Origin of the sequence: Ruegeria arenilitoris (assembly GCF_013035315.1) — a bacterium.
In the GTDB taxonomy this organism is placed as follows: Bacteria; Pseudomonadota; Alphaproteobacteria; order Rhodobacterales; family Rhodobacteraceae; genus Ruegeria; species Ruegeria arenilitoris_D.
In genome coordinates this window covers 187,182-209,122 of record NZ_WQHP01000003.1, presented here as the reverse complement: position 1 = coordinate 209,122, position 21,941 = coordinate 187,182, and the positions used below count along the sequence as shown (strand labels likewise).

General features: G+C 53.8%; 14 protein-coding genes, 1 tRNA gene and 1 pseudogene. 8 read left to right on the top strand and 8 right to left on the bottom strand.

Annotated features, from left to right (window positions below):
* Nucleotide 1 precedes the first annotated feature (1 nt).
* The 4 genes from GOV53_RS08335 to GOV53_RS08320 form a co-directional block, all read right to left on the bottom strand.
* Complete coding sequence (locus GOV53_RS08335) at nucleotides 2-220, bottom strand: hypothetical protein (protein WP_170465360.1); 219 nt, start codon at nucleotides 218-220, stop codon at nucleotides 2-4.
* A 51-nt stretch (nucleotides 221-271) separates the two neighbouring features.
* On the bottom strand, nucleotides 272-1,360 hold the full coding sequence (locus GOV53_RS08330; RefSeq protein WP_170465358.1) for a 4-oxalomesaconate tautomerase: 1,089 nt from the start codon (nucleotides 1,358-1,360) through the stop codon (nucleotides 272-274).
* A gap of 88 nt (nucleotides 1,361-1,448) precedes the next feature.
* Nucleotides 1,449-3,479 (bottom strand): tripartite tricarboxylate transporter permease, encoded by a 2,031-nt coding sequence (locus GOV53_RS08325; protein ID WP_170465356.1) that lies wholly within the window; start codon nucleotides 3,477-3,479, stop codon nucleotides 1,449-1,451.
* Nucleotides 3,480-3,558: 79 nt separating this feature from the next.
* Nucleotides 3,559-4,647: a tricarboxylate transporter gene (locus GOV53_RS08320; protein ID WP_155150290.1), complete on the bottom strand. Its 1,089-nt coding sequence runs from the start codon at nucleotides 4,645-4,647 to the stop codon at nucleotides 3,559-3,561.
* A 139-nt stretch (nucleotides 4,648-4,786) separates the two neighbouring features.
* Here GOV53_RS08320 and GOV53_RS08315 point away from each other — a divergent pair, with 139 nt between their 5' ends.
* From GOV53_RS08315 to GOV53_RS08295, 5 genes are all read left to right on the top strand, one after another.
* The gene (locus GOV53_RS08315; RefSeq protein WP_170422429.1) at nucleotides 4,787-5,455 is read left to right on the top strand and encodes a response regulator transcription factor; all 669 of its coding nucleotides are present in this window, start codon (nucleotides 4,787-4,789) and stop codon (nucleotides 5,453-5,455) included.
* Nucleotides 5,452-6,819, top strand: coding sequence for a sensor histidine kinase (locus GOV53_RS08310; protein WP_367648765.1), 1,368 nt, complete (start codon nucleotides 5,452-5,454; stop codon nucleotides 6,817-6,819). The genes GOV53_RS08315 and GOV53_RS08310 overlap by 4 nt, the downstream gene beginning before the upstream one ends.
* A gap of 376 nt (nucleotides 6,820-7,195) precedes the next feature.
* Nucleotides 7,196-10,777: an adenylate/guanylate cyclase domain-containing protein gene (locus GOV53_RS08305; protein ID WP_170465354.1), complete on the top strand. Its 3,582-nt coding sequence runs from the start codon at nucleotides 7,196-7,198 to the stop codon at nucleotides 10,775-10,777.
* A gap of 26 nt (nucleotides 10,778-10,803) precedes the next feature.
* Nucleotides 10,804-11,061 (top strand): DUF4242 domain-containing protein, encoded by a 258-nt coding sequence (locus tag GOV53_RS08300; RefSeq protein ID WP_170465351.1) that lies wholly within the window; start codon nucleotides 10,804-10,806, stop codon nucleotides 11,059-11,061.
* A 115-nt stretch (nucleotides 11,062-11,176) separates the two neighbouring features.
* Nucleotides 11,177-12,592 (top strand): FAD-binding oxidoreductase, encoded by a 1,416-nt coding sequence (locus GOV53_RS08295; RefSeq protein WP_170465350.1) that lies wholly within the window; start codon nucleotides 11,177-11,179, stop codon nucleotides 12,590-12,592.
* 1,410 nt (nucleotides 12,593-14,002) lie between these two features.
* Here the strand turns inward: GOV53_RS08295 and GOV53_RS08290 are convergent.
* Nucleotides 14,003-14,107 carry a LysR family transcriptional regulator gene (locus GOV53_RS08290; RefSeq protein WP_302477690.1) on the bottom strand — a complete coding sequence of 35 codons (105 nt, stop codon included), beginning with the start codon at nucleotides 14,105-14,107 and terminating at the stop codon, nucleotides 14,003-14,005.
* A gap of 236 nt (nucleotides 14,108-14,343) precedes the next feature.
* Here GOV53_RS08290 and GOV53_RS08285 point away from each other — a divergent pair.
* Nucleotides 14,344-15,559: pseudogene (locus tag GOV53_RS08285) on the top strand (beta-eliminating lyase-related protein).
* Between the two features lie 1,185 nt (nucleotides 15,560-16,744).
* Nucleotides 16,745-16,830, top strand: a tRNA-Leu gene (locus GOV53_RS08280).
* Nucleotides 16,831-17,395: 565 nt separating this feature from the next.
* On the opposite strand, the gene GOV53_RS21510 is transcribed toward GOV53_RS08280, so the two are convergent.
* The 3 genes from GOV53_RS21510 to GOV53_RS21190 form a co-directional block, all read right to left on the bottom strand.
* A complete protein-coding gene (locus tag GOV53_RS21510) occupies nucleotides 17,396-18,514 on the bottom strand; it encodes an ATP-binding protein (protein ID WP_170465348.1) in 1,119 nt (372 codons plus the stop codon).
* 221 nt (nucleotides 18,515-18,735) lie between these two features.
* Nucleotides 18,736-19,395: a response regulator transcription factor gene (locus tag GOV53_RS08270; protein ID WP_170465346.1), complete on the bottom strand. Its 660-nt coding sequence runs from the start codon at nucleotides 19,393-19,395 to the stop codon at nucleotides 18,736-18,738.
* A 56-nt stretch (nucleotides 19,396-19,451) separates the two neighbouring features.
* Nucleotides 19,452-20,165 (bottom strand): PepSY domain-containing protein, encoded by a 714-nt coding sequence (locus GOV53_RS21190; protein WP_217361244.1) that lies wholly within the window; start codon nucleotides 20,163-20,165, stop codon nucleotides 19,452-19,454.
* 195 nt (nucleotides 20,166-20,360) lie between these two features.
* On the opposite strand from GOV53_RS21190, the gene GOV53_RS08260 reads away from it, so the two are divergent.
* Nucleotides 20,361-21,476 (top strand): hypothetical protein, encoded by a 1,116-nt coding sequence (locus GOV53_RS08260; protein ID WP_170465086.1) that lies wholly within the window; start codon nucleotides 20,361-20,363, stop codon nucleotides 21,474-21,476.
* Nucleotides 21,477-21,941: the final 465 nt, after the last annotated feature.

Below are 21,941 nucleotides of genomic sequence, written 5' to 3'. Positions count from 1 at the left end.
CCTACTCGGTGCTCAGTTTTCTTGGCGTCGGCACAAAATGACGAGTGTCGAGTGCTTCTAGCGCATTGCGAACCCGTTCACGTTGATCCAGCAAATGGTTGAATTGCTCGTCACACCCGGCAATCGGAGTCGGGTAGTCCGAGATATCCCTCCGCAGAGCCGCCTGCGCCAGCCTGAGTTCCTGACGCGCGATATCAAGGCATTCGGAATAGTCGTCCATCGTGACACCCTCATTATGTATACCATAGTATACCCAGTGAGACCTGCCATTTCAACAGCCGTTCCATTCTGATTCCGGCACATAAACATGCCCATCCGCCAATTTACGCGCAGTCCTGACCAGACCGGCGGAAATTACGTTGAACTCCCCGTCGTTCGAAAAGTCCACCAGAACGTCAATCTTGCCTGAGGCGTGTTCCAATACAACTTCAGCCGGGCTTGAATCCGGGCGATCAAGCACCCCGTCTGCGACGGTTCCGGGCGTCAAGGCGCAAGATGCCATGCATTGCGCACCCGTGACGGCCATTGTCGGGTGGGTTTTCCACGGCATGAAATACCGAACCGCAAGGGTTCCCCCCTCTCTGGCGGGTGCCATCAGGCCGAATTTGGGAGTAACCGATTTCGAAACGTCCCCCATACCCATCAGTTTCCCGGCTTCGATCCGCACGGCCTCCATCCGATCAAAGAAAGCACGGTTGGCATCCAGTTCTTCGGCGCTTTCATATCCTGTCAGTCCGAAATCCGCTGCCCGTGCTATGGCCATCGGCATGGCGACATCCATGCACGTCAGCTCGATCCCCTGCACTATATCGCGCAAGTTTCCTGTGGGTAGAAATGCACCTGTTGCCGAGCCAACAACGCCCATGAAACTCAGCTGTACCGGTGCAGAATGGCCCGGAACTCCGGCGATTTCCGCGTCACCCTCATAGACCAACTCACCTCCCGGGGTCTGCACTTTGGCAACGACGCGGGCGCCGGTATTGACAGCGCGAATGCGGATTTCGGTCTCATCGCCGGTGGGCTGAAACAAACCCATTTCAATCGCAGCTGGACCAACTCCTGAGAGGATGTTTCCGCAGGTGGGTTTGAAATCGACCAGCTTCTCCTCAACCGAAACCTGCGCGAAGAAATAGTCGACATCAGCCCAGTCGTCCTCGCTGACGGATAGGATCGCCACTTTGGTCGTCACTGCGTTACCACCACCGATCCCGTCGATATTGAGCGCTTGTCCAGCCCCGAGGGCAGCGACCAGAACATCGGCCAAAGTGTCCAAGTCTTCGGGCAGATCAGAGCGCCGAAAATAAGGTCCTCGGGAAGTGCCGCCGCGCATGAAGACATATGGGATTGCTGTCTGGGTCATTGAGAACCCTCCTTTACAAGCCTTTGAAATTTCTGATTTCAGGGCCGCCCGGCCCGCCTGATGGGCCAGCCGGGCAACCGTGGAGCGCCTACTTGAGTGGCCATGGCAGGTTCACCATGTCTTGCAGCAGACCCGGCGGAAAATCCCGGTTCAGAGCACCAGCCATGAAGCACATGAAACCGATGCCGCAGGCCGTCAGGAGCAGCGTCATCTGCCAGCTGGACCCGGCGCGAATGCGGAAGAATGCGATCAGGAACCCGATCAGGGCTAAGATGAATCCCACAACCCAGGTGGCCGCGATCAAACCTGCAAACCACGCGAGCGTTGACCAAAGTCCATGTGGCGCGCTCGCATCCTCGCCTGCGAGTTCCTTGTCAGCAAAAATCGCGTCCCCCTCGGGTCGCCGCATCATCTGGATCAATAGAATGACGCAGCAAAACAGCGACACGCTGCCGATCACCAGCGGGATGATCTTGTCGGTCATATTGTAGTCAGGGATCATGTTTGCATTAACCAATGCCACGATCAGATAGGCCATGATCACCAACAAAAAGATCAACGGCGCGCGCTTGCTTCCGGATTTGACCTCACCTTCGGCCATGATCATCTTAGCTTGACGAATGCCCAGAATGACCGAAACCACGGTAACCACGATCAGCACGATAACAATCGGGCTGAAGACGTACTCCATGCCTTCGCCAAAGCTTTTGCGGAAGCGGAAAGAGGCAATCTGGAACGCCTGGTTGGTGAACTTCTCAACCGGGTTCGACAGCACGAACCCAATCAGAAAGGCCGGGCGCGACCAGTCGAAACGGCGCAGGAAGATGCCGATCAGGCCGATGACAAACAAGGCCAGAAGGTCTTCAAAGTTCTGACCGGACTGGAATGCCGCGAAGCTGATCAGCATGAAAAGAAACGGCGCCAGATAAGTGAAGCGGATTGTTGTCAGTTTGGCGATCCCACCCGAGGCTGCGATACACAGGATGGTGCCCACCACGTTGGCAAGAGCTAGCAACCAGACAATCGAATAGGTGATGTCGAGATTATCCTTGAGCATGCTGGGACCAACCTCGATATCGCCGGATCCCAACAGTGCAACTGCGCCGATAAAGATCGCCATCGAACCCGAGCCGGGGATACCAAACAGCAGCGTTGGGACAAGCCCCCCGCCCTCCTTGGCGTTGTTCGAGCTTTCCGGCCCGATGACGCCACGCACTTCGCCTTTGCCGAAGTTGCTTTTGTCTTTGGTCGATTGAACCGAATGACCATAGGCAATCCAGTCAACGACCGAGCCACCAAGCCCGGGAATGACTCCGACAACCACACCAATGATCGAACAGCGGACCGACAACCAGATGTTCGCAGCCCAGTCTTTGACGCCATCCAGCCAACCCGCGCCTAGTGAGGCACCCTTGGCAATGGATCGGTCTTGTCGCAGCAGCGAGACGATTTCGGGCACCGCAAAGATACCCAAGCCGACGATGACCAACTTCAGACCATCGGTCAGGTAAGGAATGTCATACGTCGCCATACGTAGCGAACCGCCTGCGTCCGCCTCGCCAATCGTACCGACCATCAGGCCCAACCCTGCGGCGGCGACACCCTTAAGCGGGATACGTCCGGCTAGGATGGCGACCATCGACAAGCCAAGAATGGTGATCATCAGCATCTCGGGCAGACCGAATGCCAGAACGATGGGCCGCGCGATCAGGATAAACATGGTCAGAAATGTTGCGCCGACCAAACCGCCAAAAAGCGATGAAGCAAAGGCCGCTGACAATGCCCGCGCGGCCTCGCCCTTTTTTGCCATCGGAAAGCCGTCCAGCACGGTCGCCTGTGAGGCAGAGCTACCGGGGATGCCCATAAGAACCGATGCAAAGGTGTCAGAGGTCGGAACAACGGCAACCATCCCGATCATCAGTGCCAACCCAAGGATAGGGTCCATGCCGAACATGAAAGGCAGCAATAGGGACAGACCGGCAATACCCCCAAGCCCCGGAAAAACACCTACGGCCAGCCCCATGACGACGCCGAGAACAAGATACCCCAGAACAATAGGTTGCAGGATCAGACCCCACGCGTCGCTGAGCGCAGGAAGAGCGGTGGCGAAAACCTCCATAGCGGCCGCCTTTCATAAATTGTCTTGTGTTTGGAAAAGCGCGCGCCCAACATTGGGGCACGCGCAGTGGTGTTTGGGCTTAGTTCAGCTCGACACCATAGGCTTCTTTGAGCCAGTTCAGGACATAGGCCTTGGCGTTGTCGTCGACGTTTGTCGCAGTTTGCAGCGCCGACTTGGAGCCGTCACCAACAAACACCGGGTACTTGCCCACGCGCTTCGAGGAGATGTCGGCAAAGTCGCCGCGCTCGGTCACAGCCTGGAACGCTGCTGTGTATGCGTCGACCACTTCCTGAGGCGTGTCACCCGGCAGGAAGGCCAGCTTCTGAACCGGGAAACCGGCCACAAAGAACGCTTTCCACGCATCCCATGCCTCACCGCTGGTTTCACAGCCATCGGTCGCTTCGCATACTTCTTTGAATGTCGGAATGTCCGGGAAGGTCGGGTCGCGCACGATGTTGCCGTCCGCATCCAGAGCACCCCAGGTCATCATCGGCACAGCCTGACCGGATTCGACCAGAGGCGCTGATCCACCCAGATAGCCGGACGAGGTCTGATAATCGATGTTGGCTTCACCGCGCTCGAACATCAGGCGACCATCGCCGCGGCCTTTGATGCCAAAAACAGGCTCAACATTCATACCCAGCATTTGCCAGGCCAGCAGCGGCACAAGGTCAAGACGTGTCGCGCCCTGCGAACCGTAAATGAAGTTGGTGTCTTTCAGCGCGTTCGCGGAGCCATCAAACTTAGCTCCGTCTTCGGCGTTCAGATAGGCAACACCGCCGGTTCCCGACGCCATAACTGGAATCCAATCGTTGTATTCATAGCGCACGCGAGGATCGCTCAGCAGATATGGGAATTGAGTTGAGCCGGAGGTGCCAAATAGCAGCGTTCCATCATCATGGCTCTGCTCCTGGAACCAGTTTGCGCCTTTGGTCGAACCAGCGCCCGGCATGAATTTCACGACCACTGTCGGTTGACCCGGTAGAGCTTCGGACAGAAGTGGCGCAAAGAAGTTGGCCCATTTGGCAGACCCGCCCGTTTCCGAGAACGGGATGACCCATTCAACTGTCTTGCCCGAGAAGTCGACCTCGGCAGCGGCAGGTGCGGCGATACCGGCGGCGGCGATCAGCCCCACGACGGCGCGACGAGTGAAGTTGGAAATGGTCATTGGTTCCTCCCTGTTGACCAGACAACCACGCTAGCGCCCTCTGCGCCACCGTGATCGCAAATAGAACTGTGGGGTTGATTCCCCCTCCCATCTGGCAATCATGGAGCGCCAACCTTGCGCGAAACTTGCAGGAGCCCGAATGCGGATCGTCATCGTCGAGGATAACGAGACCCTCGCCAAAGCTATTGCTTACCGCCTACGTGACCGGGGTCATGCAGCAGAAGTGCTTGTGGATGGCGATGAGGCTGAGTTGTATCTCGCGCAAGAGGGCGCGGACCTAGTTGTTCTGGACATCAATTTACCCGGACAGTCTGGGCTGGAAATTCTAAAGTCTCTTCGCAATCGTGGCGACGGAGTACCGGTGATCTTGCTCACGGCACGTGCCGAAACACGCGACCGCGTTTCCGGGTTGGATATGGGTGCCGATGATTACCTGGTTAAGCCATTTGAAATGGACGAGTTGGAAGCACGCATCCGGGCGCTTTCTCGACGCAAAGACCTCGACTACGGAGCAAAGGAGAGCATCGGTGGCCTGGAATTCGACCGCGCCGCACGTCAGGTCAGTGTGCAGGGCGAAGTTATGGACATTCCGCGGAGGGAAATCGCGGTGCTTGAATGCCTGTTAGAGCGCAGGGGTAGAATTGTTCCCAAAAGCCAACTTACAGACTACGTCTATGGCGTGGGTGCCGATGTCGAGGCCTCTGCCGTTGAGCCTCATGTATCTAGGCTGAGAAAACGTCTTCAAGATCTCGGTATTAGAATAAAGACAGCCCGAGGTCTGGGATATCTGCTTGAGGTGCAGAAGTGATCAATCACGGCTCGCTCAGGTCAAGGCTTTTCATTCTTATCCTAACCCCCTTGGTGTTAATTGCCGCTCTGCTTGGTCTTTGGCGTTTTATGATTGCGCAGAATACGGCTCAGGAATTGTTCGACGACAGCCTGTTATCTGCTGGCCTAGCCATATCGCGAGATGTTGCGATTTCGGGGGGTGACGCGCTGTCACCAACAACACGCAGCATGATCCGCGACGCGTCGGGCGGAGAGATATTTTACCACGTAACGGGCCCCGGCGGCATCTATGTAACAGGCTATGCCTACCCTCCGGCAGCCACCAACCAGTCTGCTCAAGAGGCGTACAAACCGCAGTTTTTCGAAGCGCTCTACCGCCAGGAACCAGTGCGCGTTCTTAAGATGACGGAACGCGTGACCATAGACAATCTAATCGGAGATGCGACGGTTACCGTCTGGCAACGTATGGCGGACCGCAATGCGTTTGCGAATGAACTGTCAATCCGCGCAGGAATTCTCATGGGAATTCTGCTGGTCACCCTCGCCATTGTAGTGTGGTTCGGCGTAGCTCGTGGCCTTAGGCCCTTGCTGGATTTGCAGGACGCAATAGACCTGCGTTCACCGGATGACCTCAGTGAGATTAAACGCCCTGTCCCAGTCGAAGTTCAAGGAGTTGTCAGGACCCTGAACCGGCTTTTTGGGCAGGTGGAAAACAGTATCAACGCCCATCAAGTGTTCATATCCGAAGCTGCACATCAGCTGCGGAATCCAGCGGCCGCCGTGCAATCGATGGCCGAAGCGCTGCAGGACGCAAAAACGGATGACGACCGAGAGAAACGCATCTCAGAGCTTGTTGCGGCGGCAAAAAGCTCAGCAACAGTTGCCGAACAGCTTTTGTCACTCGAGAGGCTCAGACAGCCAACGCATCAAGACCAAATGGATAAAATTGACTTCCGCTCGGTCGTGGAAGAGGCCTGCGCCGAGATGGGAGTTCACATCCTCGCGAAGGGTATCGAGTTTGATGTAACGATGCCCGAGAGGGCGGTCGCGGTATTCGGCGATCGGGTCTTTCTGATTGAGGCTCTAAAGAACCTGTTGGACAACGCAATCAAACACGGTGGCACAAAGTTGAGCCAAATCTCAGTTGAGCTGCGGTGTGACGGCAAATACGTCAACCTGACCGTGGCCGATGACGGTGCTGGCCTTTCGCCAGACCACAGCGAAGCGGCATTCAATCGGTTTTCGCAGTTGGAACATTCCGAGGGCAGCGGTTTGGGGCTGTCAATCGTCTCTGCGGTGGCGCAGCGCCACGGAGGAATAATCGAAATCAACCAAGTCGAAAGAGGAGCGAGCATTACGCTTAAGCTCCCCATAGACTTGTAAGCTGTTTCTAATTTCACTCGAAATCCGAAACCAATCAAAATCAACGCGCGTTCTTGCGATTGATACGAAAGCAAGTTTTTCGCACTGAGCGACGAACGCAGCGATCATCATATATATTTTTGTCGCCTTTGGACTCGATGCGGTCCTTTGCCTACATCTGTTGAATGTCCACATTTGCGAAGAAGCTGTCATTAAGGGAAAAACACCGTATTCCCGCAGTCAAACAGCTGCTCGCACTGATCTGGAATGCTTTTGCAATAGCCAAGCTTGTCGGGTCGCCAGACGATTGATGGATTCTGAGTCTGTTCATTGAATAGTCAGCCCGCTTTGAAAGCAGATTCTTGATTAGTGACACGTATCTCATCATGATCCAAAGATGTCAGTTGAAATAGACCAGTGGCTACAAGACCTCGAACTGGGTCAGTACGCAGATGCATTTGCGGAGAACGATATCGATGCGCGTGTTCTGCCGCTCCTGTCTGGCGACGACTTAAAAGAGCTTGGAGTAAGTCTGGGTCACCGAAAAATCATCCTCGCTGCAATTCACAAGCTGGTCAGCCAGCAGCAGACAACTTCTTCGTTACAAGCAACTCGTGAACAAGCGCCGACCTCAGACAATGCGAAAAATGACGATCTGCTCAAAAACAAGCATAGTGAACCGGCCACCGCAGAGAGGCGTCACGTAACAGTCTTGTTTGCCGATCTGGTCGGTTCCACCGAACTTACTAATCGTTTTGATCCTGAAGATATGCGGGAATTGCTGCAAAACTACCAGGATGCTGTGGCTGGAGCCGTAACTCGATACGGTGGCTACGTTGCAAAATACTTGGGCGACGGCCTTCTCGTGTTTTTTGGCTGGCCGACGGCTTACGAAGATCACGCAATTCGGGCAATAAAAGCCGGTCTCGAGGCCGTGCGTCGTGTCAGGGAGCTCAAAACACCGGACGAAGAGTGTTTGTCGGTGAGACTGGGCGTTGCAAGCGGCGATGTGGTGGTAGGCGACACCATCGGTGAAAACACATATGAAGAAGGGGCCATGACTGGTCCGGTTGTCAATCTCGCGGCCAGGATTCAAGAACATGCAGAACCAAACTCGGTCGTTTTGCCGGCCGAGGAAACTGAGACAGCTTTGCATGGGATATTTGAGTACAAATCCCTTGGACAGAAAGAGTTAAAGGGTTTTGCTGAACCGCGCACACTTTTGAAAGTTGTGTCGGAACGCAGTGCGGAAAGCCGGTTTCGAGCTTCACATCGCGATGATGCCGCCAGCGCAATGATTGGCCGCGACTACGAAAAAGGGATACTGCTGCAAACATGGCAACGGGCTCAGAATGGGCACGGAGAGGTTGTTCTGCTGTCCGGTGAACCCGGGATTGGAAAATCGCGACTTACAGAGGAGTTCCTTGCTGAAACCACAGCAAACGAGCAAGCCGATGTCATAAGACTGAACTGTTCCCCTTATCTCAGCAGCAGCCCCTTTCATCCGGTTGCCCAACGAATTTCCCAGGACGCTGGGGTCGAACCGGGCTTCGACGACCATCTGATCCTTGAACATGTTCAGAATATGCTTGAAGGGCGGCCCGGACTGGACTGGGAACAGGTTCTGCCTGTCTTCGCAGCTTTGGTCGCACCTCGAAGCGCACTCGCCCAACAGGTGCTTGAGATGTCACCGCAGGAGCAGCGTGACATAACAATCCAAACTTTGATCCACACCGTACAAGTGCGATCAAGCGTGCGTCCGGTAATTCTGTGCGTCGAAGATGCTCATTGGATTGATCCTTCCACCCAAGCCCTGTTGGAGCGGTTTAAGTCAATATGCACCGATCTTCCCCTGATGATCCTGATAACCCACAGGCCTGGGTGGGAACTGGCTCGAGACGATGGGGACACGCACGTTCAGTCTTTGGTATTGCGCCGGTTCGATGCTGCGCATGTCTCAAACCTTGTCGAAAACATTACGGGCAAGAAACCCGACGACGCCCTGATTGCCACAATCATTGAAAAGACCGACGGTGTACCTTTGTTCGTGGAAGAGCTGACCCGAGCGATTGTCGAGGCGGGAGAGCACGGGCAAATCCACATACCTTCGTCTTTGAAAGGCGCGTTGATGGCGCGTCTCGACGCGGTGTCGCCTAAGGCAAAACAGGTCGCACTTACAGGTTCTGTAATTGGTCGAGAATTTGAGCCGAGTATTCTGCATGCGGCGATGCGCCTTGCAGATTCTGATATCAACAAATGCCTCGAAGAGCTTGCTCGAACCGGCATAATCTTCGAAAGCGGACACAATCGCGGGCATTTTGTTTTCCGTCATGCTCTTATTCGCGATACCGCCTATCAGTCCATGCTGAGCTCGACCCGAAAACAGCAACATGCAGACGTGGCACATGCGTTGATACGAACAAGGTCCGCTGAGATCGAGCGTCGTCCCGAACTGGTCGCCCGCCACCTTTCAGAAGCTGAGGATTGGGAGGCTGCGTTCGCACAATGGCAGATTGCGGCAGAAATGGCGTTGGCGCGATCTGCCAGCCAAGAGGCGATGACCAACGCCAACGAGACGCTAAGAGCCGCCGAGAATTTGGGCTCAGACACCAATTCGGAATTGATCAAAGCCAAGATCCTGGTTGGCCGCAGCCATGACAGCCTGGGCCAGTTGCCCGAAGGGATAGCGGTTCTCAAGGACGCATCCAACGCAGCCCGGGCGGTGCAAAACGTAGAGCTGGCCGCAGACGCGGCCAACCACTTCGCTGACTCCTGTATGATGTCCAGTGAGAGGCACGGTGAGGCAATCGATCTCTGCGATAATGCGCTGAAGGATTTGCCCGACGATGATGAAGTCCGTCGGTGCAGATTGATGAGCCAACTTGCGCGTGCCCATATGTTCGTCGGTCAATTTTCCGAAGGGGCGCGTTACGGCCAGCAATCCATGGAACTGGCCGCTAAACTGGGTGACTATAAATCCCAGTTCTCGGTCATGATGATGCATTTCGGGGCCCCATTTGTTGCGCGGAAGGGAAGAGAGGCCCAGCATTGGCGCGAAAACCTCGAGGCTATGCATGGTGTGGCCGAACATCTTGGTAGTATCGATCAAGGGCGAGATCGAACTCTCAGCTTGTTTGTCGGCGCCGAGATGGCCGACCGCGCGTTGATGGACCATTCACTGGAATTGCTCACTGAGATTTCGGAAAAGGACAATCATCTGCAACTCTATTGGGTTCAGAAACATGCACGCGCCATGGTTGCAATAATGGACGGCGATTTTGAGCAGGCCGAGAAACACGCCACCGAAGCGGTTAAAATCGGTCGGAAGACTCATGGGGAACATGTTGAGGGCGTTTTTGGAGTTCAGATGTTCACCATCCGCCGCGAACAGAACCGGCTGCACGAGGTCGCGCCTGTAATCAAGAAACTGATGACAGACAGCCCTGAGGACATTTCGTGGAAGCCGGGATTTGGTCTTATCGCTGCCGAACTTGGATACAAGGAACCTGCCGAACGTGTACTGATTGAAATGGCCGGCAATGGCTTCGATCTTCCACCTGACGCCATGTATTCAACGACATTGTCATATCTGGCAGACATATGTGTCGCCGTTGAGCATCAGGAACACGCTAAAACACTCTTTGACATGCTTGCCCCATACGAAGACCTGACAATCACCGCAGGGGCAACCACAGTTTGCACTGGCGCTGCTGCGCGACGCTTGGGCCGTCTGAGCGCGGTATTGAAAGATTGGGATACCTCAGACGCAATGTTCCAGAAGGCCATAGAGATCGATACCCGCATGAAATGCCCGCCCTGGATTGCCCATAGCAAGGCGGCTTATGCATCCGCATTAAGGCGGCGGGGACACCCGGATGATGTGGAACAGGCGTTTCAACTGGAAGGGGAAGCGTTGGCAATTTCACAGAAATTGAGTATGGTTTCCCTAAGGTCAAGGCTCGAAGGAGTACCGAGTTAAGGTAAAAATCTGGTTTGGGGGAAATTATGCCAAGGTACATAATTGAAAGAAATTTTGCCGAGCAGCTGAACGTCACAGACAATGACAAAATTCACATCAAAGAGATCAATGACGAAGTCGGTGTCGAGTGGATTTTTTCGTTTCTCAGTGCCGACAAACGCAAAACGTACTGCCTGTACGAAGCCCCCGACGAGGAAAGCCTGCGAAAGGCGGCCGAACGCCTGAACATCCCAGCCGATGTCATAACACCCGTGGATCGGATTGATCCGGCAATATTCGCCTGATCAGCAGCATATATCACCCAATTCTGTAAAATGCCTTCGCGGGACAACGCGACGGGAAACAATCGACCGAGGCAGCACTGCAAGAAGCCCGACCTGACAATAGGGAGGCTTACGCATGTTTGATCTGAAAACACTCGACGGTGGCACGGCAACAGTGGACCAAGACGCGTTGGGCGCACTTGATGCATCGCTTCGTGGCGGGGTCTATCAGAAGGGCTCTCCTGAATACGAGGACGCTAGAACAACGTGGAACAGCATGTTCGAACGTTACCCGGGGTTCGTAATCCGCGCATTGGGGGCCAGCGACGTGCAGAAGGCCGTGAACTTTGTTCGGGATGCCGGCCTTGTAATGTCTGTTCGGTCTGGTGGGCATCAGATTGCGGGTCACGCTGTTGCAGATGAAACAGTCATGCTTGATCTGTCGCAGATGCGGTCGGTTCACGTCGATCCTGCCAAAAAGACCGCTCGGGTTGCGCCAGGAGCACTGTTGGGCGATGTGGATCGCGAAACGCAGGCACATGGACTTACTGTTCCCGTTGGAATCAATTCAACCACGGGCATCGCAGGACTTACCTTAGGCGGTGGCTTTGGATGGACCACTCGGAAATTTGGCATGACGATCGACAACCTGCTCTCAGCGGAGGTCGTGACCGCAGACGGAGCCATTGTCACGGCTTCCCCCGCCAGCCATCCGGAACTCTTCTGGGCGATCCGTGGAGGGGGTGGAAATTTCGGTGTTGTGACCTCATTCGAGTTTCAACTGCATGAGTTAGGGCCCGATGTCCTGTCTGGCCTCATTGTTCATCCGATAGAAAAGGCGCCAGAGCTTCTGGCCGAATTCGCCACCATTGCAGACAATTCTCCGGATGAGCTGACTGTCTGGAGCGTGATGCGAAAAGCGCCGCCTCTGCCATTTTTGCCAGAAGAGTGGCACGGGCGCGAGGTGCTGCTCTTTGCAGCCTGCTACAGCGGTCCGATGGACGAAGGTGAAAAAGCCATGGCGGCATTGCGCTCGCTTGGCGAACCAATTGTCGATGTGATTTCTCCCCACAAGTTCGTAGATTGGCAGGCCGCTTTTGACCCGTTGCTGACACCCGGCGCGAGGAACTACTGGAAAAGCCACGATTTCGATGCGCTTTCATCGGAAGCGATCGCGGGTCTTCTCAATGCAATATCCACGCTTCCGGACCCCGCATGTGAGGTATTTATTGCCCATGTCGGCGGCGCGATGGCACGCGTCGAGGCCGGTTCGACCGCGTACCCCCAAAGATCTGCTCACTTCATCATGAATGTTCACACACGTTGGGAGGATCCCAGCAAGGATGCCGAGTGTATTGATTGGGCGCGAGAGCTGTACGACAGAATGCAACCGCACTCGAGCGGAAGCGCTTATGTCAACTTCATGCCCGAAGATGAAGCCGACCACATGGCTGGCGCTTATGGCGATAATGGCGAAAAGCTTTCTAGGATCAAGGGCACCTATGACCCCGCCAATTTGTTCAGAGTGAACCACAATATCTTGCCTGCGTGACGGCATTCAGAACCGCCATAGCTGATCCAAGTTGATGTTGAGATTTCTTTGTTGGCAACCGGCGGTTCATTTTTTTACTGGCCAATTGTCAAGCCAGACAACACCCCAAAGCGAGTGTGGCCTTGGTGGTTGTGCACCCACCTGGTCTTGGTAACAGTAAACAGTGATTGGGAAACTCTAAAGACGACCGCGTCAGCTTTGGGCTCAACGATATCATTTGAGCACTTTTGTCGGCTGTCCACAAAGCGACTGATACCGGACGCTCAATACAAGTCAGCACCGCCTCAACGTTCGCTTTGACGCCATAGTGATCGCTTATGCTGGGACGGGACGTTGGTTTGATCAGGACCTGCGTCCGAGTTGCGTACAAACCGGCCATAATTGAAAATACCCTCACCAAATATTGAAACATGCCATTTTGTTGAGCTAAGATTGCTTTCCATTATCCTATCGATTAAAGGGGGGGTCTATACATCGGTGGCTTGTTTCTAGCAGGCAAGTTGTGTGTTTTTTCGACATTTTACGAGAATAACTGACCTCGACTTACTCTGTAGAGTATGGCCGTTTCCCGCCCCCTCGGCGATAGCTTGTATGCTCACAGCAAGAATCTGGCGACTGAAGCGGACGGCAACTCTTGCGCCCATAGCGGAGACACTCGCCATCTCTGCAAGTCTCATCGGCCCGAGTGCCGTCCTTCCTCTCGAAGTAGACTAACGACTTCATCGATCGCAAGATGGCGTCTCGATCTATGCGAAAGCTCGAGGGCCAACACAGGACCAGTTCGGATACTTTCCGATGAAACTTTATTGAGTTGCCGAGACTGAAGCACCTGCTCAACCAGGCAACTATTTCCCATAAGTACACCCGCATCGGACTTCGCTTCTTCTACGGCGAGGGCGTATAGCGAATATCGCGGCCCCCTTTGGGGATCACCAACTGAAACACGCGTCGCCTCCGACCACATGGGCCAGTCTTCTTGCCACGTCTGGTCATGCAGCAACCGTACGGTCTCTAGATCGAGACCATCTGCTATCTTCGGTGAACAAACGGGGAGGATTTCGTCTTCCGCAAGCACTATCTGATCCGGTGTTTCAGCCGAGACGGAAAAGAATACCGACAGATCAAAGAGTTCTCTCGATAGACTGGGGGCCTCTCCATCGCTGTCACAGAGACATTTAGGTCGGGACGCGTCTCGCGCAGCTTGCCCAATCGCGCTGGTAGCCATAGCTGCGCAACTGAGGGCAAAGCGGCAATGTGGATCTCAGGGTTGGGTGCTAGGTTGCGTAAACTTTGCGTCGCCGCCGCGAGAAGATCAAAAGCATGTGCGAACTCTCCTGCTAGCTTGCGACCAGAGAAGGATAACGAAAAACCGTGAGCACCTCTTTCAAACAAGGTAGTCCCGGCCCAGCCTTATAGGGCTATTATATGTTGTGATACCGCGCCAGCCGTGACTCCCAACTCCTCGGCCGCGGAAACGAAACTTTCTAGCCTCGCCGCTGCTTCGAAGGCACTCAGAGCATTCAGAGGTGGCCCTTTGGGCGACGCGGTGCGACAGCCAAAGATCTTAGCCTTAGTTTTTCAAAGCCCAGATATAGCAAAACTGGTTTGCTTTGTAATCTGATCTGTCCAATCTGTGTACAGCCAAGGAGGGAGTTGCGATGACCATTGAAATGAGAAACTGAGTACCGGTCGACAGCAAAGCACTGGTCCAGAAGATCGCGACCGAAGCATTACGCCACTGATCCAAGGCGCTGCTGGATCGGATTGAGCATTTAGCCACCCGAAACCGGGAAATCCACGAGCAAGAATGCTTCAACTTAAATTCGCAACCAATGTGATGAACCCGAGAGCTGAAGCTTTGCTATCTTCAGGAATTGGGTCTCGACCGTCGCTTGGATATCGGGGCGATAAATATGAGATGGGTCTTGAAGCCATCGAAGAGATCGAGGCCATCTCCGCGGAGCTTTGCGCGGAAGTTTTCGACGCAAAGTTAGCAGAAATCCGCGTGCCTTCTGACGCCATTGCAAACCACTATGGCTTCATGGCCACTTGCCAAGTCGGCGATAGGATCATTGCACCGCCGGCATCGGTTGGTGGGCACGTAACGAATCATATCGCAGGATGCGCCGGGTTGTTTGGTTTGCGAACAAAAGATGCACCAACCGATGCCGATGGCTACACCGTCGATCTCGACCAACTCCGCGCGCGTGCGCGAAGGGAGCGTCGCAAATTGAAACGATAGGTGGCAGTCTCAATCTTTTTGAGCACCCGGTCAAAGAAGTACGGGCCATTGCAGATGAAGTCGTTGCCAAGGTGACGTTCGACGCCGCGCACCAATGCGGGATTATCGCGGGAAGAGCTTGTAGAAACCGCTTGGTCGAGGGCGCACACTTCATGACAATGAGTACGCACAAAAGCCTCGGCGGTCCTGCTGGGGGGCTGATTGTCACAAACGATGCGGAGATTGCAAAGGCTATGGATGCCAATGCATACCTAGGCAAGACGGCAAACTTTTATGCTGCGAAGTCAGCTGCTCTCGGAATAACACTGCTAGATTGGTGCGAATACGGACGAGACTACGCCGCCGAGATGATCGCGATGTCTGGCGCATAGGCTCAGGGCCTCGATGCGCAAGGTGTTCCAATTTATGCCGGACGCGAGGGCTTCACTGACTCTCACCAGTTCGCTGTTCTGGCAGAACGGTTTGGCGGTGACTAGACTGCGTCCAATACCCTGCGCAAAGCCGGGTTCCTTGCTTGCGGTATTGGCCTGCCGGTGAGGGAAATCGAAGGTGATATGAATGGTCTGCGTATCGGTACGCCTGAGTTGATGAGATGGGGCATGACGTCTGCTCACGCCGACAGACTAGCTTCTCGGATTGCGCGCGGTCTTAACGGCGAACATATCACCGCTGAAGTGAAGGACTGGCGCCGTCAGTTTGTGAGCCTGCACTTCGTTCATGGGTGAAACCGTATTTATTGCCGCAGGAGAACGGATGGCCGCTTCGTTCACTTAGCGGTCATTAACGCACACATAAGCGAATGATCAGATGGCTGCATTCAATGTTCAAACCTATGAAGCTGGCTCGCTGCGAGATTGATCGCAATGCTCGTATCATACGAACGACTGGTTTTTGAGGGCTTAGATGTGTTCGAGGTAAAAATTGGCCTCTAAATGTTGAAGGGTCGTGGCAAATACACTGCAAAAGCAAACGAGGCAATTTTGCCATTGTGGGGTACCATTCGGGGTATCGTGTAGTGTGTTTGAATATAACAAAAATTGAAAGTATGTACTTGTTTTAATTTATGTATTCCGTGTAGTCACCAACTTTCCCGCTGAGTTACAAGTTTGCCCGTTTCCGAAAGGGTTTGGACAATTGTGGTTTTAGTCCGTATTCGGTTTTAAAAGGCCGCGGCGCGGTAAGGGCGTATTTCAGGTTAGGCCCATGGTTAAGCCAAAGATATCAAGGCTGGAAGGTTCGTTTAGCCGCTGCATGAACTCGACCCAGTGCTCGTTGTAGATACGTTCGCACTGTATAGGGTACTGTCAGAAAAAGTTGTGGAAGGCAAAGAGGGTTAGCGGAACACTGACAGTTCAGGCACCTGCGGATTCTCCTTTCTTTTCCCACAGGAACTTTGAGTTGACGATGCCAGCCATGCTGGCCAGGACTATTCCGCTAAAGTCCTGTGTGCTCATCATGCCGGGCTCAGGGACCCCAACTGACAGAAACTGTATGCAGCGGGTCAGGAACACCACTATCACGCCTACAACAAATGCTGTAATAAACGCTTCTGGCTAGGCTAGACGTTGCCAGATCGTTGCCGTTCTGGGCCTCGGGGTTGTGCTGGCTGATTGTTCTGAGCGTTGGTTGATCTGCGCGACGCGATCCTGAAAAAACTTGTATTCAGTGCTCACGACGAAGCTCAAACTCTCGTTCACTATGAGAAAGGGTTAGCGACTGGGCGCCGTTGACGCAAGCGCTGCGCAACCCTTGCGTGCGTATGAGTGCGACCTGTTTCGTCGCGCGATAAGAGGATGCGCGGTACTGCGAAGAACTCCTGAAAAAGGCCTTTACTCGGCGAAACAGATTGTATTCATGGTCTAATCGACTTACTGAGATTTTCAGGCCCAACAGCGGCCTGCCACGTTAGAGCGGGCGTGATGGAATGGTAGACATATCAGACTTAAAATCTGAAGGGCGTATGCCCGTGTGGGTTCGAGTCCCACCGCCCGCACCATTTTTTTTAGCTTAGCGTATTGCTTCAAAGCCAGACAATATAAATCAAACTTCTTCACCCTAGAGGCGGCCGGACATACGAATCGCGGTGCGCGAAAATTGCGCGGCCCATTGTTTGATCGGGTTTCTCGAACCCTACGTCTTTCAGCAAATTTATGCTTGTGACCTAGTGTATTGTATTTTTCTGTTTTAGGCTTGTGGTCTGGCATCGTTATCATAGCATCAGCTTTTTGGCTCTATGGTTCCGCACCAACGAAGCGTTCTCGAATGCGCTGTCGGAGTAGGCTAAGAATTCTAGAGGACCTGGGGCCTTTAGTAATCGATTTTCAGGTAGACCAAAAATATACAGGCACTTTCAACACATTTTACGGCGTAATAAGTTGAAAAGGCATGAGCCACACTTGTTCTACAGATGTCGAGGCGATCAAGCCAAATAGACTTTAGCAAACTAAATTAACTTGCTGCGAACTCGATTGGAGTTGGTGTTGGCGTGTCAGCGAACGCTCAAAGAGCGTCACAAACTAATTGGACCTGTCGAGCAAAGTTGGAGAAAATACAACTAAATATCAGACTACTTGGCTTGACGGAATAAAAACACTGCTCTCCAATCCACCGAGAACATCTGAGCTTCCGAGAACAAGTTTCGCGCCATATGCGTTTAAAAGATCTACGGTGATTGCAAGGCCCAACCCTGTTCCGGCAACCGAGGTATCCAACCGACCACCCGAGCGTAGCGCTTCTCGATGTTCTTTTTCAGGAACGCCAGGGCCATCATCTTCGACACGCAATTCTATGTCCCCGTCTTTATACTGAGCTGTCAGGATTACCTTCTGTCTGCTCCACTTGAACGCGTTGTCCAAAAGATTGCCAATGACTTCCTCAATGTCCTGGGCGTCCATTCGAACCCACAGTGTCGCGGCACAGTCGACCACGAGCTCTTTGCCGTCACGCTCGGCCACAATTGAAAAGAGCTTAGCCAGCCTTTGGATGGAATGGGTCAGGTTGGTGCGTGAATGGGTCAGTTCGGCGGTGTTTGCCGCTCGCATCCGCGCGAGCGAGCGACCGAGCTGGGCTTCTATCCGGTCGACGGCTTCTTGTGCCACGGATGTCGACGCACCTTCTTGGGACAAGGTCATCAATTCGTTTCGCAATATCGACGCGGGTGTTTTTAACGCATGAGCCAAATCCGCAGCCTGCCTGCGAGACCCGGAAACGATATCCCGATTGCGATGCAAGAGTTGGTTCAAATCCTCGACGAGAGGGGCAACCTCGTCGGGGTAGTCCGTTGGCCTCAGATCTTCCTCGCTGTCCCAGCGCTGCGCGACATCCGCCTGCAGTTTTTGTAGCGGTCTTCTGATGGCCGAGAGCAAAAGTAGCGAACTGGCGATTCCGATAACGCCGACCAGCGCGAACACCGACAGCAGGCTTCTTTGGGCAGAACGCCTTTCGGCGATGAGTTGGAGCTGACTTTCAGCAACACTGACGCCCCAGACCGTACCGTCATCGTATGTGATCTTCTGATACGCGCTGCGCACCAATTCATCATCTGGTCCCGGCGTATTCCAGATCACGCCACCATCTGCGGAATTGCCTGGCTCGGCTATGACTTCGTCAAACAGCGAAGCCGAGGCGAAAATCTCTCCGTCGCTACTTGTGACCTGCCAATAACGCCCTGAAAATGGCACCCCATACGCTGGGTCATATAGGAAATTGCCAAGTGCCGCTGGGTTCTGAGTAGTGGTGCTCAGAGCTACAACGACTTGCGTATGGCGATCCTCGAGAGTTTTGTCGAATTGCGCCGAAATCCTGGTGTCGATGATCGAAAAGACGGCAATCGTTCCGATCGCTACAGAAACAGCCCCGGAAGCGATGCCACCTAGCAGGGCCCGTTGCCGCAAAGATAACATCAGATCGCGTCGATCCTGTAACCGCGTCCCCTGACCGTGGTTATCACGTCGGGGCCCAGCTTCTTGCGCAGTCGATTGATGAACACCGCAATCGTATTCGAGTCCCGATCGCCGTCATATTCATAGATATGCTCGGAAAGTTCTGTCCGTGAAACAAGGCGGCCGGCGTTGTGGGCAAGGTAAGTTAGGACTGCGATCTCTTGAGCGGTCAGATTGACGGGCAAGCCATCCAGTGAAACGCGTCCTGTCCTGGAATCAAGAGAAACGTTGCCAATCTCGATGACTGGGTTCAGCTGGCCACTTTGGCGTCGAAGTATGGCGCGAACACGGGCTGCAAGTTCCGGTAGGTGAAAGGGCTTGACCATGTAGTCGTCCGCGCCAGCATCCAACCCGTCGACCCGTTCGCTCCAACCGTCCCGGGCAGTAAGGATGAGCACAGGTGTTGAAATGCCGGCAGAGCGCCATTCTCGTAGAACGGATATGCCGTCCCGCTCTGGTAATCCGATATCCAGGATAATGACGTCGTAAGGTTCTGTTGACCCTAAATGCAACGCCTCAGTTCCGTTGTGGACAACATCCACCACTCTGCCTTCGGCAATAAGCAACCACTTTATCTGGTTGCAAAGGTGAGGCTCGTCTTCTGCCAGCAATATTCTCATATCAAGAAACTATAATCAGTTGTGCCGGGGTGAAAGAACCATTTTTTCTTGTTTTCTTATCGGTTCTCTTGGCCATTTCCGTTCCCGTTTCCACCAGCGTTCCCGTTCCCATTACCACCAGAGTTGCCGTTCCCGTTGCCACCGGAATTGCCGTTCCCGTTCCCGCCGGAGTTGCCGTTCCCGTTTCCACCGGAGTTGCCGTTCCCGTTGCCGCCAGAGTTTCCGTTCCCGTTGCCACCGGAATTCCCGTTCCCGTTGCCACCGGAATTCCCGTTCCCGTTGCCGCCGGAGTTGCCGTTCCCGTTGCCACCAGAGTTACCATTGCCACCCTCGCCAGAGTTTCCTCTGTTGCCCGAGTTGCTCCTGCTTCCAAAGGCGTTGGAGTTCCTGTTGCTGTTTTGAAAAAACGAAGTCGTGCTTTTGACGCTGCCAGCCGAGTTCTGCGCGGCCCTTGAGATTTGGCGCCCGACACTTGATCGGTTTGAAACCACTATGCCCGTCTTCGCGTTGACAATGACGCTCTGGATCACTCCATCAGGTTTTTTGACCAGAATGCGATAGAAAATCTCATCGGTCTTGAAGGCCCGCGCATCAACCGGAGTGCCGCCGAAAACCCTCTCAACGCCTTTGATGACCCGGTTCAGGCGGATGGCCTGTCCGGACGTAGTTGCCTTGCGCAGCTCCGACTGCCGCAACTCTTGAGCGTCGGCATGCGCATCACCCGCAACGAGCAGGGACAACAGGCAGGCAAGGATTAAGAAGGTTTTCATCGACTCTGTTTGCACAAAAAAAATCCGATCAAATTCTACCTGTTTCAACGTGAACCCCAGATGAACAGCCAATTTCTCGGTCGTTCATCTTGGTTGCGGTCAACTAGTGAGGTTGTTTGATGATTCGCTTCAACCGCCTGTTGGGGTGAGAGAATAGAAGAGAAAAAAGGTCCTATTTAGGCATTGGGAGGAGTGATGGAAGTTAAGTCGTCCTGCTTTCTTAAAGCAACTACCATCGTGATCGCCCTTTTGGGGGGCGTGGCAGTTGTCTCAACTGTTGCGGCCCCTGACGTCGTTGTTGCCAAGGAAGGCAAAGGAAACGGAAATGGCGGCGGGAATGGGAACGGAAACTCCGGCGGTAACGGCAACGGCAACGGAAATTCTGGTGGTAACGGAAACTCCGGCGGTAATGGAAATGACAGCCGTGAAGCCAAAGGCAATGCTGGGGGCAAGGGCTTTGGACAAGGCAACGGTAAGTCGAAGTCCGTAGCCGGGAATAGCGCTGCGCAGCAGAAAAGTCGGAAGTCCTTTGCTGGCAACTCCAATCGTGAGCGTTCAAAATCGACCCGTTCGGGAAACAATGTGCTTAAACGCGTTGAACTGTCCTTAAAACAGGCTTTTGGTGGAAAGAAAGCCAGACAAAAGCTCGCCAGAGCTCAAACTCAAACAACCAACACAACCAAAGTACGCCGCGCAGTTGAGAGGCAGACATTGGTCACGACCTCGACCAGGCCTGCAGCCCGGACCACGCGCCATGAGATGGCATACATCCTCGGGGCCCATCCGTCCGAGCTGGGTGCTTTGAATGCCGCCCATGCCAGTGAAACCGCATTGCAGAATGCCTCACCGAACTCACGCGTTGGCCGAATTGCCACTTACCGCGATACGGTTCTTGAAGGTGACGAACTGCGAGACGACCTGGCGGATAAGGAAGAGTTTCTCGCTGGGCTGGACGAGCCTGAAAGACCTCTGTCAGAGATCGAAGATGACCTGAAGGACGCATTGGCCGACGTTCGCGAAGACAGAGAGCGCGTCGAGGAACTTCAAGAGGCGTTCGAAACTGATCCATCGCTCGAAGATGAGCTTAATCAGGCCAAGGAAGATTTGGCGGAGTCGGTCGATGTAGCGAGAGATCTGAGAGAAGAACGAAGATCCGCCGTCGAGTATGAAGAGACGGTTGAAGAAATTGCGGACCTGTCAGAGCAGGTCGAGGATCAGGAACTTCTTGAACGGGAAACGCTTGAAGCGGCCGCCAACAAACCGGTCACGGATGAAGTGGAGGCTGCCGTGAAGGCCTTGTTGGGTCTTTAATGATATCAATCATAGGTAGAATAATACGCTACCGTATTTATTCGATTCAAAAGGCGGTGCTATTTGCTGAGAATGCATGTGGGCTCAGTAAATAGCCCCGAAAATTGAAGTGAGGGCGGGGCGAAATTGAGCAATTTTCGCACCCTTATGATTTTTACGAAAAGCACAGTTTCCACTCGAGCATTCAGGGGTGGAAATTTAGGTTTCTGAGAGCTTTTTATTAGCCGCTAGGAGCCACTTATGATGCGCTATCTCAAAAAAGGCTTCGTCTACCGGAGGAAAGTTGGCACACTTAGGTTGGCACGTGAGTCTTTGTTCCTCCAGCAACTTCAGAGGTGGGTGCAATCGAGAAGTCTGCTTATTTTTAGCGACATGCTTTGCGATCGTCTTGTTCATGTATCCCCCTCCTGGAAAGTTAGGAAAAACAACTTAACAACACTCGTCTGCAAGCAGTATGAAGGACTA

Coding starts and splice junctions, on each gene's coding strand:
- GOV53_RS08270 (WP_170465346.1), bottom strand. CDS start 19,395: ATGAGAATATTGCTGGCAGAAGACGAGCCTCACCTTTGCAACCAGATA.
- GOV53_RS08300 (WP_170465351.1), top strand. CDS start 10,804: ATGCCAAGGTACATAATTGAAAGAAATTTTGCCGAGCAGCTGAACGTC.
- GOV53_RS08295 (WP_170465350.1), top strand. CDS start 11,177: ATGTTTGATCTGAAAACACTCGACGGTGGCACGGCAACAGTGGACCAA.
- GOV53_RS08315 (WP_170422429.1), top strand. CDS start 4,787: ATGCGGATCGTCATCGTCGAGGATAACGAGACCCTCGCCAAAGCTATT.
- GOV53_RS08330 (WP_170465358.1), bottom strand. CDS start 1,360: ATGACCCAGACAGCAATCCCATATGTCTTCATGCGCGGCGGCACTTCC.
- GOV53_RS21190 (WP_217361244.1), bottom strand. CDS start 20,165: ATGAAAACCTTCTTAATCCTTGCCTGCCTGTTGTCCCTGCTCGTTGCG.
- GOV53_RS08305 (WP_170465354.1), top strand. CDS start 7,196: ATGTCAGTTGAAATAGACCAGTGGCTACAAGACCTCGAACTGGGTCAG.
- GOV53_RS08335 (WP_170465360.1), bottom strand. CDS start 220: ATGGACGACTATTCCGAATGCCTTGATATCGCGCGTCAGGAACTCAGG.
- GOV53_RS08325 (WP_170465356.1), bottom strand. CDS start 3,479: ATGGAGGTTTTCGCCACCGCTCTTCCTGCGCTCAGCGACGCGTGGGGT.
- GOV53_RS08320 (WP_155150290.1), bottom strand. CDS start 4,647: ATGACCATTTCCAACTTCACTCGTCGCGCCGTCGTGGGGCTGATCGCC.
- GOV53_RS08260 (WP_170465086.1), top strand. CDS start 20,361: ATGGAAGTTAAGTCGTCCTGCTTTCTTAAAGCAACTACCATCGTGATC.